The sequence below is a fragment of the Mesorhizobium sp. AR02 genome (genome assembly GCF_024746835.1).
Lineage (GTDB): Bacteria > Pseudomonadota > Alphaproteobacteria > Rhizobiales > Rhizobiaceae > Mesorhizobium.
Window position 1 is genome coordinate 864,873 of record NZ_CP080531.1, and the last position, 12,140, is coordinate 877,012.

Below are 12,140 nucleotides of genomic sequence, written 5' to 3' on the forward strand. Positions count from 1 at the left end.
GCGAACATATCTGCGGCCTCAGCGAAAGGACAGGGCGTGATGATCCCCGACAAACCGGTGCTGTTGACCGGAGCCTCCGGCACGATTGGACGGCTGCTCTCAGCCCGGCTGGCGGCGCTGGGCTGGACCTTGCGGCTCACCGATGTCGTGCCGTTGCCGATCCCGCTGCCGCCAAACGCAAGCTTCACCATCGCCGATCTCGAGGACCAGCGGGCGGTGAACGATCTGGCGGAGGGTTGCGGCCTGATCCTGCATTTCGGCGGCATCTCCACCGAGCAATCCTTCGAGACCGTGCTTGGCCCCAATTTTCGCGGCACCTACCACGTCTACGAGGCGGCGCGCAGCCAGAAGGCGCGCGTGGTCTTCCCGTCTTCGGTGCATGCGGTCGGGCTCTACGAGCGGACGGAAATCCTCGACCAGGACTGCCTGCTGCGCCCGGACGGCTATTACGGCCTGTCGAAGGCCTATGGCGAGATGCTGGCGCGGCTCTACTTCGACAAGCATGCGGTGGAAAGCGTGCTGATCCGTATCGGTTCGGTGTTGCCCGAGGTGCCCGACGAACGCATCCTGTCGACCTGGATATCGCACGACGATTTTGTCCGCCTGATCGAGCGCTGTGCCGAAGCGGAGCGCGTCGACTGCTCCGTCATCTGGGGCCAGTCCAACAACAGCCGTGGTTTCTGGCGGCACGATGCCCGCAAGAAGATCGGCTGGACGCCGCTCGACAGTTCCGACAACCAGGCCGAGCGCGTGCGCGGCAAGGTGACGGACAACCCAGTGGTCGAGCGCTACCAGGGCGGCAAGTTCATTTTGGTGGACTACAGCCGCGATGATTTTCCGCCAAGCGCGATGTTTCCGGCGGAGTGAGGTTGTTGCGCTGTCAGACTATCGCCTATGGCGCTCCCCCTCTCCGTCTCGGCTTCGCCGAGCCACCTCTCCCCCGCTCCCGCGGGGGCGAGGAACCCAAGCCTTTGAAGGCCGCGCCCTCTGCGATTAGCGTTTCCTCGCCCCCATGAAATGGGGGAGAGGTGGCTCGGGCGAAGCCCGAGACGGAGAGAGGGGGCTGGCGCGACCGTATGCGATTATCCTACTTACGCCGTCGGCAGCTTCCGCCCCACAATCAGATCTGCCGCCTTCTCGGCGATCATGATGACGGCGGCGTTGGTGTTCGAAGACACGATGCTCGGCATGACCGAACTGTCGCAGACACGCAGACCCTGAAGGCCGCGCACACGAAGCTCGGGATCGACGACGCTGTCGGCATCGCCGCCCATGCGGCATGAGCCGACCGGGTGGTAGGCGCTGCGACCGTGTTCGCGGGCGAAGGCTTCGAGCGCCGCGCGTCCCTGCATTGCCGCGCCCGGAAGGTGCTCGCGGCTGATGTATTTTGAAAAAGCCGGCTGCGACAGGATCTCGCGGCTGATTTCGATACCGTCAATGGCGCGCTCCAGATCGTAGCGCTCGGCGAAGGGATTGGGATCGATGATCGGCTTGTCGCGCAAATCCGCCGAGCGCAGCGTGACGCTGCCGCGCGAACGGGGGCGGACATGGTAGGAATTCAGCGTACAGCCATTGCCGCCGGGCACCGAGCCGATGCCTTCCTCGACGCCGGCGCCGGGCAGGAAATGGAACTGGATGTCGGGCGTCTTCTCCGCACGGTCGCCCCACCAGAAGCCACCGGCCTCGACGATGTTGGACGCCACCGGCCCCTTGCCGAACAGCGCGTATTCCAGGCCGGCGACGGCCTGCCAGCGCTTCTTCTTGTAGCGGTCGATGCCATGCGGCCCGTTGAGCTCGGCGACGACGTCGACATCCATGTGATCATGCAGGTTCTGGCCGACGGCGGCGAGATCATGGACCACCTCGATGCCATGCTCGCCGAGATGCGCGGCCGGGCCGATGCCGGACAGCATCAACAGCTTCGGCGAGCCGATGGCGCCAGCGGTGACGATCACCTCGCGCTCGGCGCGCAAGAGTTCGCTACGGCCGTTGGCGATGATCTCGACGCCGATGGCGCGGCCGTTCTCGACGACGATGCGGCCGACCGTCGCGTCGGTGCGCAGCCTCAAATTCCTGCGGCCAAGCGCCGGCTTGAGATAGGCGACCGCCGTGCTTGAGCGTTTCCCCTGACGGGTCGTCGTCTGGTAGAAGCCGGTGCCTGCCTGCTCGCCGGCATTGAAGTCGGCGCGAAAGGGAAGACCCGCCTGCTGCGCCGCCTTGACGAAGATGCGGGTCAGCGGATGCGGGGCGCCGCTGGAAACGCCGAGCGGTCCATCGATGCCGTGCTCACGGCCGGCGAAGGTGTCGTTGCCCTCGGAGCGGATGAAATAGGGCAGCACCTCGGTGTAACTCCACCCCACGCAGCCATCGTCAGCCGCCCAGCCGTCGTAATCCTGCGGGCAACCACGCGTGAAGACCTGGGCGTTGATCGAGGAGCCGCCGCCGAGCACCCGCGCCTGCGGATAGACCATGATGCGGCCGTCGATCGCCTTGCCGGGGGCGGTGTCATAGCCCCAGATCAGCGGTCCCGACGTCATCTTGAAGAAGCCGACCGGCAGATGGATGTAGCGATCGGTGTCGGGCGGACCGGCCTCGGCCAAGGTGACCGACACGTCCGGATCCTCGCTCAGCCTGGCGGCCAGAATACAGCCGGCCGAGCCGCCGCCGACGATGATGTAGTCAGACATTCTCACTCCCTTGGCAGCGCGAAATCAGTGCCCTGCTCTCCTCCACGCAACGATCTCAAGTCGCTTGTGTCGCGTCAAGAGAAAGGGTATGGTTATCGTGTTGAAGGGTTGTCGTACAAGTGGAGGAGCTTGGCAATCCATCGATCGGAGGCCCGGCCGCGCCGTCAGCGCATGCCGCCGGGCGGGAAACAGAATTCAATCGGGAGGTTCGAACAATGAAGGACAAGACAGATTTTACGCTTACCGGCAGGGTCAACCGCCGGACGCTGATGATGGGCGCCACCGCCGGCGTGGCGGCGCTCGCCATGCCGACTGTATTGCGCGCCGCCGACAAACCGACGCTGGTGACGTCGATCCGCTCGCTCTCCAACCCCTACCACGCGGTGTGGAAGACGGGTGCGGAGGCCTATGCCAAATGGGCGGGGCTGGAACACGTCACACTGGTTTCGGAAGGCAACAGCGAGAAGGGCATTGCCGACATCAAGGCGATGCTGGCCAAGACCGGCGGCAATATGGTGCTGAATTCCGATCCCAATGACACGCCGGATGCGCGCCCCATCGTCGAGGCCTGCGCCAAGGCCGGCGCCTATGTCGTGACGCAATGGAACAAGCCGGCGGATCTGCATCCGAAGGACTTCAACCCAAACTATGTCTCGCATATCGAGTTCGACGGCATCGCCAGCGGCAAGACCATTGCCGAGATCCTGTTCAAGACTATCGGCGGCAAGGGCGGCATCGTCGCGCTCGGCGGCCTGATCTCGACCACGGCGGCGATCGAACGCAAGAAGGGGCTCGACGCCGCACTCGCCGCCAATCCCGACATCAAGCTGCTCGACTTCCAGGTCGCCAACTGGAAATCGACCGAGGCCTTCGACCTGATGGGCAATCTGCTCACCCGCTTCGGCGACGACATCAAGGGCATCTGGGCCGCCAATGACGATATGGGCTCCGGCGCCTTGGAAGCGTTGCGCGCCGAAAACCTTGCCGGCAAGGTGCCGATCGTCGGCGTCGACGGCATCAAGACGGCGGTCGACGCGGTGCGCACCGGCGAGTTTGCCTGCACCGTCACCTCGGATCCGTTCTGGCAGGGCGGCATGGGACTGGCCATCGGCTACAACGCCAAGATCGGCAAGTTCGACCCGACCAAGGAGCCGCCGGAACATCGTGAATTCTACGGCAAGGCGGTGCTGATCTCGCACGACAATGTCGAGGAATATTATAAGACCAATGTCGATTCCAAACCTGAGATCGACTGGAACGACCTCTGGGGCCGGGTGACCGGAGCGATCCGGACCTGACCGCCGGGCGGGCCGCTGCTCCCTGGCGGCCCGCTCCCCTTTTCAGCAGACGGGAAGCGGTTTCTTGACAATCCATACAGAACCCCTGAAGTCCGTTTCGGACATCGAGCGGACGACGCTTATGACAGTTCTCCCCGGCCGCATCGCCACTGTGTTCGGTGGCAGGCGCTGGCGCAGCCTGGCGCCGCTGGCGGTGCTGATCGTACTCTGCCTGCTGATCGCCATCGCCAATCCCAATTTCATCGAGCTGCGCAATCTGGTGCGGCTTGCCAACTCGGCCGCCGTGCCGCTGACACTGGCGATGGGGCTGACCTTCATCATCCTGATGGGCAGCATCGATCTTTCGGTCGAAGGCACGCTGTCGGTGTCGGCGATGGTGGTGGTGCTGCTCGCCGCCAATGACGGCAATGGCAATGATTATGGCTGGTGGGCGGTGCTCGCCGCCGTGGTCGCCGGCACTGCAATGGGTTTCATCAGCGGCCTCGTCCAGACCATGCTGCGCATTCCCTCCTTCATGGCGACGCTCGGCATGTGGTTCATCGGCCTTGGCCTCTCGGTCTATATGCTGGGCGGCTCGGCGATCCGCCTCAACGACGCCTCGATCCGCGACCTGGCATTGCACCGTTTCCTGGGCTTGCCGGTGGCGGTCTGGGTCGCATTTGCAGCGTTCCTGCTCGCCGCTGTCATCCAGTACCACACCAAGCTCGGGCGCCACATATTGGCGATCGGCGGTGACGAGGACGTCGCCAAGCTCTCCGGTGTCAACGTGGTGCGCGTGCGCATCACCGCCTTTGCGCTGGCCGGTTTTTTCTTCGGCATATCAGGCGTGCTTGCCGCCGCGCAGCTCGGCCAATCGCATGCCGTGATCGGCGACGGCAGGCTGTTCGCAGCCGTCACTGCGGTGGTCGTCGGTGGCACGGCGCTGACCGGCGGCGAAGGTGGCGTCGTCAACACGCTGATCGGCGTGCTGATCGTCACCGTGCTTGCCAACGGCATGATCCTGCTCGGCATCTCGCCCTATATCCAGCAGACGGTACAGGGCCTGATGATCATCGCTGCAGTGGCGCTGTCGCTCGACCGCGTCCGCCTCAGGATCGTGAAGTGAGCGCCATGCTGAACGCATCCGGCATCATCAAGAACTTTCCTGGCGTCCAGGCCTTGCGCGATGTCTCGATCGAGGTCCGCCCGAACGAGGTGGTCGGGCTGATCGGCGAGAATGGCGCCGGCAAGTCGACGCTGATGCGCGTGCTGGCCGGCAGCTACCGCCCTGATGGCGGCAGCCTGACGCTGGACGGCGAACAGCTGCGCATGCGCTCCCCGCGCGACGCGGCCCGGCACGGCATCGGCATGGTCTTCCAGGAACAGTCGCTGGTGCTCAATCTGACGGTCGCCGAAAACATCTATCTCGGCGAGGAGGGCCGTTTTACCCGCTTCGGCATCGTCAACTGGCGCGCCATGAACGCGGCGGCGCGCCGGCAACTGGCCAAGATCGGCATCGATATCGATGTCACGGCGCGCACCTCCGAACTCACCTTCGCCGCGCGCCAGATGGTCGAGCTGGCCAAGGCGCTGACCTTGGAGGAAGTGGTCGAACGGCAGTTGCTCATCTTGCTGGATGAGCCGACCTCGGTACTCAACGCCGCCGACATCGAGGTGCTGTTCGCGCGCGTGCGCTCGCTCAAATCCCGCGCCAGCTTCGTCTTCGTCTCGCATCGCCTCGACGAGGTGCTGGCGATATCGGACCGCGTCTACACGATGAAGGATGGCGCGGTGGTCGCCGAGCACCGCGCGGCCGAGGTCACTGCGCCGGAATTGCACGAGATCATGGTCGGGCGCGGCCTGCAGGCCGAATATTACCGCGAGGCCCGCCAGCAGGCGCCGCGCGAGACGGTCATGGTCGAAGCCAGGGGGCTTGGTGCGAATGGCTGTTATCACGGCGTCGACCTGAAGATCAGGGCCGGCGAGATCGTCGGGATTGCCGGCGTCGTCGGCTCCGGTCGCGAGGAAGTAACGCGCACCATCGGCGGCTTCCTGCAGCATGATGCCGGGGAGATGAAAATCGCCGGTGATCCCGTGCATTTCAGCTCACCGGAACCCGCGGTGCGCAGGGGTATCGGCTATGTGCCGCGCGAGCGCAGGCTTGAGGGGCTGGTGATGTTCCTGTCGATCGCGGAAAACATTTCGCTCGCCGATCTCTCCAGCGTCATGCGCCATGGCGCCATCGACTATGGCAAGGAGCGGCGGCTTGCCGCCGACTGGATCAAGCGGCTGCGTATCAAGGCGCCCGGCCCCGATGCCGCCTGCCGCAAGCTCAGCGGCGGCAACCAGCAGAAGGTGGTGCTGGCGCGCTGGATGACGGCGGGCTCGCGCATCCTGGTGCTCGACCACCCGACGCGCGGCCTCGATGTCGGCGCCAAGGAGGAGGTCTATGAACTTGTGCGCGATCTCTCCGCGCAAGGCGTGGCGATCCTTTTGATTTCCGACACGCTGGAAGAGACGATCGGCCTGTCGCACCAGGTGCTGGTGATGCGCGACGGCGAGATCACCGCGCGCTTCGACGCCAGCCCCGGCAAGAAGCCGAACCAAGTCGACCTGTTGCGAGCGATGGTGTGAGCCGATGAACGAACCTTTCCCCTTCAGGCAGGTGTTCGAAGGCAAGTGGACGCAAGGCGCCATTCCGCTGGTCCTGCTTGTCGCGCTTCTGCTGATCATCGAGATCGCCGCGCCCGGCTTTCTCACCGGCGAGACCGTGGCGCTGCTGTTTGCCAACACCGCGGTGCTGTTCATCCTGGCGACGGGCGTCACCTTCGCCATCCTGCTCGGCGGCATCGACCTGTCGATCCAGGCCGTCGCCTCGCTGGCCAGCGTCATCCTGGCGCAGCTGCTGCCCTCGCTCGGGCTTGCCGCCTTCCCGGTGGCGATCCTGTCCGGCCTTGCCTTCGGAACGCTGAGCGGCATCGTCCATGTCAAGCTGCGCGTGCCTTCCTTCGTGGCGACGCTCGCCACCGGCGGCGTCGTCACCGGCCTGGCGCTCTGGGTCTCCAACGGCCGCGCCATCACCATCGAGGAAGGCGGCCGCGAAAACACCGCCTGGATCAATGCGACCGTCGCCGGCCTGCCTGTGGTGGTGCTGATTTCGGCGGTCATCGGCATCGCCGCCTTTCTGGCGCTGCGCTACACGCGCTTTGGCCGCCAGGCGATCGCGGTTGGCGCCGGCGAACCGGCCGCCTGGGCGGCGGGCATCAATGTCGACCGCACCAAGATCATCGCCTTCGCCGCCTCCGGCATGCTGGCGGCCATTGCCGGCGTCGTGCTGGCGGCCAGATTGTCGAGCGGCTCGCCGGTGCTGGCCAACCAGCTGCTGTTGCCGGCCATCGCCGCCGTCATCGTCGGCGGTACCGCCATCACCGGCGGGCTGGGTGGCGTGGCGCGCACGGCGGTCGGCGCGCTGATCATCTCGATCGTGCGCATCGGCATGACCTTCGTCGGCGTCAACATTTTCTTGGAAAACATGGTGTTCGGCGCGGTGCTCATCGCCGCCGTCGCCATCACCATCGACCGCAGCAAGATCGCGGTCATCAAGTGACAGATCGATCCGCACCGCCTCCCAAGCCAGCGCGGACAGGACGGGGTCGCATCACAAGCCCGATGCGACCCCGCCCGGCCGGATCACATCGTGTCGAGGCCGATCAGTTCGATCTTGTAGCCGTCCGGGTCTTCGACAAAGGCGATGTGGGTGGTGCCGTGCTGCATCGGGCCGGGCTTGCGCGGGATCTTGGCGCCGCGCTTTTCCAGTTCGGCGCAGACGGCGTAGATGTCGTTGACGCCGAGCGCCAGGTGGCCGAAGCCGGTGCCGATCTCATAGGGCTCTTCCCTGCCCCAGTTCAGCGTCAGCTCGACGACGGCCTCCTTGTCCTCGGGACCGTAGCCGACAAAGGCGTTGGTGAACTTGCCGCCGGGATAATCGTCGCGGCGCAGCAAGGTCATGCCGAGAACCTCGGTGTAGAAGGCGATCGACTTGTCGAGGTCGAGCACCCTGATCATGGTGTGCATATAGCGAAAGCCCGGGGCGTCGCTCATTGGGAAAGTCCTCCGAATTGGGTGATTTGCGGGTCTGACCATCCACATCAAACAGCTGGTTGGAACGTGACCTCGCTTGATGTTCTAAATCAGGGTTGTATGATAACACGACAAGAATGGTGGTTGTCCAGTCGTTTTCCCCCGGGGTGCAGAGTCAATTCATGAATGCCGTGCCGCCCACTTCCGCATCGCTGATCGCAGCCCTTGCCGGCGTGCTGCCGAATGGCGGGCTGCTGACCGAGGACGCGGATCTGGCGCGCTACAGCCGCGACTGGTCCGGCGATCATTACGGCCGCCCGCTGGCGGTGGCGCGTCCGGCTTCGGTCGAGGAGATGTCGGCGCTGATGCGGCACTGCCATGCCGAGCGCATCCCTGTCGTGCCGCAAGGTGGCCTGACCGGCCTCGTCGGCGCCGCGGTGGCGGCCGATGGCGGCGAGATCGTCATCTCGCTGGAGCGCATGAGCCGGATTCGTTCGATCAGCCCTATCGACTTCGCCATGGTGGTCGAGGCCGGCTGCATCCTCGAGGACGCCAAGCGCGCCGCCGAGGACACCGACTGCCTGCTGCCGATCACCTTCGGCGCGCAGGGAAGCTGCCGCATCGGCGGCAATGTCGCCACCAATGCCGGCGGCTTCAACGTGCTGCGTTACGGCATGACGCGCGACCTCGTGCTCGGCCTCGAAGTGGTGCTGGCCGACGGCCGCATCTGGAACGGGCTGAAGGTGTTGCGCAAGGACAATCGCGGCTATGACCTCAAGCAGGTCTTCATCGGCAGTGAAGGCACGCTCGGCATCGTCACCGCCGCGGCGCTGAAACTCTTCCCCAAGCCGACGCAGATCGAGACCGCGCTGGTCGGCCTGCGCTCCGTCGAGGATGCGATGGCACTCTATGCCCGCGCCCGGCGCGATTGCAGCGACCTGCTCACCGCCTTCGAACTGATCCTGCGCGGCGGCATCGAGATCACCATGCGCGAGGGCAAGGATTTTCCTGATCCGCTCGGCAAGGCCTATCCGGCCTATGTGCTGATCGAGGTTTCCTCCGGCGGGCTGATCGACCTGTCCGCCATGCTGCTGGGGTTCCTCGACGGTGTCTCCGATCTGGTCGAGGACGGCATCGTCGCATCGACGCGGGCGCAAGCCGAGCGGCTGTGGCTCTATCGCGAGATCATGGTCGAGCGGCAGGGACGCGGCGGCCGCTATCTGCGCACCGACGTCTCGGTGCCGATCTCGAAACTTGCCGATTTCGTCAGCGACGCGCTCGCCGAATTGCAGCGGGCGCGCCCGGACGCGCTGGCCGTCACCTACGGCCATGTCGGCGATGGCAACATCCATCTCAATGTCGTGCCGCCGGAAGGCATGGGCGTGGAAGCGATCGAGCATCTGTTCGAGGAGGCGGAAGCCGAGATCTTTGCCGTCGTCGACCGCTATGGCGGCTCGATCAGCGCCGAGCACGGCATCGGCCGCGTCAAGCAGAAGGCATTCCTAGAACGCATCGATCCGGTGACGCTCGACCTTGCCGCAGGCATCAAGGAGGCGTTCGATCCGCGCCACATCCTCAGCAACGGCCGCATTCTGGCGTCCGCATCCGCCGTCGACTATAGGTGAGCGATGACGCTGAAACTCGACAAGGTCAATCGCGGTCCGCACCTCTCCACTTTGGTGGCGAGTTCCATCTCGCGCGAGATCGCGCAGGGGCGCCTGAAGCCAGGCGACCAGCTGCCGACCGAGCAGGCGCTGGCAACCACCTTCGGCGTCAGCCGCAACGTCGTGCGCGAGGCGATCGCGCGGCTGCGCTCGGAAGGCCGCATCTGGTCGCAGCAGGGGCGCGGCGCCTTCGTGGTCGAGAGCAACAACCCGACGGTGCTGACCATCGACTATGAGGCGCTGCAGCGCGCCGATTCCTTCCGCAACCTGTTCGAGTTGCGCGGCATCCTCGAAGTGCAGGCGGCAGCCTTGGCCGCCAAGCGGCGTTCAGAAACCGATCTCACCGCGATGGGCGATGCGCTGGCCGGCATGCGCGCGGCACCCTATGGCAGCGTTGCCTGGCTGCGCAGCGACCTCGAATTCCACCGCACCGTCGCCGAGGCGACGCGCAATTCCTACATGGGCCAATTCCTGGTCTTCGTGTCCGAACGCGTGCGCGAAAGCATCCTTGCCGCCGGCAACCAGCAGAAATCGGACGACATGGCCCGCATTACGCTCGGCGAACACGAGCGCATCCTCGCCGCCATCCGCGCCGGCGACGCGGAAGGCGCGCAAGCGGCGATGCGCGACCATCTGGCAGGCGCGGCGCTGCGGGTGGGGTTGCTTGATGGGGAGGCGGCGGAGCCGGTAGCGCCGGCGCAGGAGGTGCCGTCTCCGGTGCGGCATTCGCGGCTGCGGAAGGCTGTGCGCGGGCGGGCGTAGGGATAGCGGCATAGCCGCTGCCTTTCGTTGCAAGGTCATCAACCGGCAAATCGCGTATGGGCAGCGCCGGCCCCCTCTCCGTCTCGGCTTCGCCGAGCCACCTCTCCCCCACGTCCGTGCTACGCTATGCACACATTCTGTGACTGGCGTGACTGATCGCCCCGAGGCTTGATTGCCACGTGGTTCCCCCAATCCGTCGCTGCTTCGCAGCGCCACCTTTCCCCCCTCCGGAGGGAAAGGAAGGGAGCGTTGCTGGCAAAAAGCTTGGCGCCTTCGGTAGTGTGCTGAGAGTTCTGCAAATTCGCTGAGAGAGGGGCGGTCATGGCAGGCTGGTGATTGTTCACGTCACCGATTCCCGCGAAGGAACGCCACCATGACCAAGATTGAAAGTAAGACCGCCAGCGCCTCCGTCAAAGACATTCTGCTTTCGAACCCGGACGGACTTCACGAAGTGATCCGTGCGGTGATGCAGGAGGTGCTCGAGGCCGAGATGGATGAGGCGCTGAGTGCTTCGAAGGGCGAACGCACGCCCGAGCGGCTTGGCTATCGCTCGGGTTACTATGGCCGCACCCTTGTGACGCGCGTCGGCAAGCTTGAGCTGCGGGTTCCGCAGGACCGCTCGGGGCGCTTCTCGACCGAGTTGTTTGAGCGCTATCAGCGTTCGGAACGGGCTTTGGTGGCGACGCTGGCCGAGATGTATGTGCAGGGCGTGTCGACCCGCAAGGTGAAGGCGATCACCGAAGAGCTGTGCGGCCATGCTTTCTCGGCCTCGTCGATCTCGGCCATCAACAAGCGGCTGGACGAGAGCCTCGCTGCCTTTGCCAGGCGTCCCCTTCAAGAGCCGTTTGCTTACCTCATCCTCGATGCGCGCTACGAGAAAGTGCGTGAAGCCGGCGTCGTCATGAGCCAGGCGGTGCTGATCGCGGTCGGCATCGACTGGGACGGCCGGCGCCAGATCCTGGCTGTGGAGATGGCCAATCGCGAGAGCCGTTCGGCCTGGAAAGACTTTCTCGTCTCACTGAAGGCGCGCGGCCTCAAGGGCGTCGAATTGGTCGTGTCCGACGATCACGCCGGCCTGGTGGCGGCGATCGGCGAGGTGATCCCGGAAGCCGCCTGGCAACGCTGCTACGTGCACTTCCTCAGGAACGCGCTCGATCATCTGCCGCGCAAGCACGGCGATGACTGCCTGCAGGAGCTGCGCTGGCTCTACGACCGACGCGATCTCGCCGAGGCCAGGGCCGATCTCGCCGCATGGCTTGCCAAATGGTCACCTCGCTATCCGCGCCTGACAGGCTGGGCCGAAGATGCCATCGAACAAACTCTGACCTTCTTCAGGCTGCCGAGACAGCACCACAAGCATCTCAAGTCCACCAACATGCTCGAGCGCCTCAACGAGGAAATCCGCCGGCGCACCTATGTCGTACGCATCTTCCCCAACGCCGAAAGCTGCCTGCGCCTTGTCAGGGCCTTGGCTGTCGAGACCAACGAAAACTGGATGGAGGCCAACCGCTACATCAACATGGACGACCTGCGCGAGCACAAAAAGCTCGCTCTACGCCAAGCCGCATGACCAGCACTATGGCCGCCCCTTTTTGCAGAACTTGACGCACACAACCGCGCCTTCCTCTACCCCGTCGATCGGGGGAGAGGTGGCTCGGCGAAGCCGAGAC

10 protein-coding genes are annotated in these 12,140 nt (G+C 65.0%); 8 read left to right on the forward strand and 2 right to left on the reverse strand.

Features of this window, described 5'->3' with window-relative positions; all coding sequences use genetic code 11:
• Positions 1-39 precede the first annotated feature (39 nt).
• The gene (locus DBIPINDM_RS08715) at positions 40-867 is read left to right on the forward strand and encodes an NAD-dependent epimerase/dehydratase family protein (RefSeq protein ID WP_258585359.1); all 828 of its coding nucleotides are present in this window, start codon (positions 40-42) and stop codon (positions 865-867) included.
• A 224-nt stretch (positions 868-1,091) separates the two neighbouring features.
• On the opposite strand, the gene DBIPINDM_RS08720 is transcribed toward DBIPINDM_RS08715, so the two are convergent.
• Positions 1,092-2,687 carry a GMC family oxidoreductase gene (locus DBIPINDM_RS08720; protein ID WP_258585360.1) on the reverse strand — a complete coding sequence of 532 codons (1,596 nt, stop codon included), beginning with the start codon at positions 2,685-2,687 and terminating at the stop codon, positions 1,092-1,094.
• Between the two features lie 215 nt (positions 2,688-2,902).
• On the opposite strand from DBIPINDM_RS08720, the gene DBIPINDM_RS08725 reads away from it, so the two are divergent.
• From DBIPINDM_RS08725 to DBIPINDM_RS08740, 4 genes are all read left to right on the forward strand, one after another.
• Positions 2,903-3,985 (forward strand): sugar ABC transporter substrate-binding protein, encoded by a 1,083-nt coding sequence (locus DBIPINDM_RS08725; RefSeq protein ID WP_258585361.1) that lies wholly within the window; start codon positions 2,903-2,905, stop codon positions 3,983-3,985.
• Between the two features lie 121 nt (positions 3,986-4,106).
• Complete coding sequence (locus DBIPINDM_RS08730) at positions 4,107-5,090, forward strand: ABC transporter permease (RefSeq protein WP_258585362.1); 984 nt, start codon at positions 4,107-4,109, stop codon at positions 5,088-5,090.
• A gap of 5 nt (positions 5,091-5,095) precedes the next feature.
• The gene (locus DBIPINDM_RS08735) at positions 5,096-6,598 is read left to right on the forward strand and encodes a sugar ABC transporter ATP-binding protein (protein WP_258589225.1); all 1,503 of its coding nucleotides are present in this window, start codon (positions 5,096-5,098) and stop codon (positions 6,596-6,598) included.
• A 4-nt stretch (positions 6,599-6,602) separates the two neighbouring features.
• The gene (locus tag DBIPINDM_RS08740) at positions 6,603-7,571 is read left to right on the forward strand and encodes an ABC transporter permease (protein WP_258585363.1); all 969 of its coding nucleotides are present in this window, start codon (positions 6,603-6,605) and stop codon (positions 7,569-7,571) included.
• An 83-nt stretch (positions 7,572-7,654) separates the two neighbouring features.
• Here the strand turns inward: DBIPINDM_RS08740 and gloA are convergent, their stop codons facing one another.
• Positions 7,655-8,065 (reverse strand): lactoylglutathione lyase, encoded by a 411-nt coding sequence (gene gloA / locus DBIPINDM_RS08745; protein ID WP_019856614.1) that lies wholly within the window; start codon positions 8,063-8,065, stop codon positions 7,655-7,657.
• A gap of 161 nt (positions 8,066-8,226) precedes the next feature.
• Here gloA and DBIPINDM_RS08750 point away from each other — a divergent pair, with 161 nt between their 5' ends.
• From DBIPINDM_RS08750 to DBIPINDM_RS08760, 3 genes are all read left to right on the forward strand, one after another.
• A complete protein-coding gene (locus DBIPINDM_RS08750; RefSeq protein ID WP_258585364.1) occupies positions 8,227-9,669 on the forward strand; it encodes an FAD-binding oxidoreductase in 1,443 nt (480 codons plus the stop codon).
• A gap of 3 nt (positions 9,670-9,672) precedes the next feature.
• The gene (locus tag DBIPINDM_RS08755) at positions 9,673-10,470 is read left to right on the forward strand and encodes a FadR/GntR family transcriptional regulator (protein WP_258585365.1); all 798 of its coding nucleotides are present in this window, start codon (positions 9,673-9,675) and stop codon (positions 10,468-10,470) included.
• Positions 10,471-10,843: 373 nt separating this feature from the next.
• A complete protein-coding gene (locus tag DBIPINDM_RS08760; protein ID WP_258583994.1) occupies positions 10,844-12,040 on the forward strand; it encodes an IS256 family transposase in 1,197 nt (398 codons plus the stop codon).
• Positions 12,041-12,140 lie beyond the last annotated feature (100 nt).

Bases quoted from the DNA above. Each gene is read 5' to 3' on its own strand.
- DBIPINDM_RS08750 (WP_258585364.1), top strand. From the start codon at position 8,227: ATGAATGCCGTGCCGCCCACTTCCGCATCGCTGATCGCAGCCCTTGCC.
- DBIPINDM_RS08755 (WP_258585365.1), top strand. From the start codon at position 9,673: ATGACGCTGAAACTCGACAAGGTCAATCGCGGTCCGCACCTCTCCACT.
- DBIPINDM_RS08740 (WP_258585363.1), top strand. From the start codon at position 6,603: ATGAACGAACCTTTCCCCTTCAGGCAGGTGTTCGAAGGCAAGTGGACG.
- DBIPINDM_RS08725 (WP_258585361.1), top strand. From the start codon at position 2,903: ATGAAGGACAAGACAGATTTTACGCTTACCGGCAGGGTCAACCGCCGG.
- DBIPINDM_RS08715 (WP_258585359.1), top strand. From the start codon at position 40: ATGATCCCCGACAAACCGGTGCTGTTGACCGGAGCCTCCGGCACGATT.
- DBIPINDM_RS08720 (WP_258585360.1), bottom strand. From the start codon at position 2,687: ATGTCTGACTACATCATCGTCGGCGGCGGCTCGGCCGGCTGTATTCTG.
- DBIPINDM_RS08760 (WP_258583994.1), top strand. From the start codon at position 10,844: ATGACCAAGATTGAAAGTAAGACCGCCAGCGCCTCCGTCAAAGACATT.
- DBIPINDM_RS08735 (WP_258589225.1), top strand. From the start codon at position 5,096: ATGCTGAACGCATCCGGCATCATCAAGAACTTTCCTGGCGTCCAGGCC.
- gloA (WP_019856614.1), bottom strand. From the start codon at position 8,065: ATGAGCGACGCCCCGGGCTTTCGCTATATGCACACCATGATCAGGGTG.
- DBIPINDM_RS08730 (WP_258585362.1), top strand. From the start codon at position 4,107: ATGACAGTTCTCCCCGGCCGCATCGCCACTGTGTTCGGTGGCAGGCGC.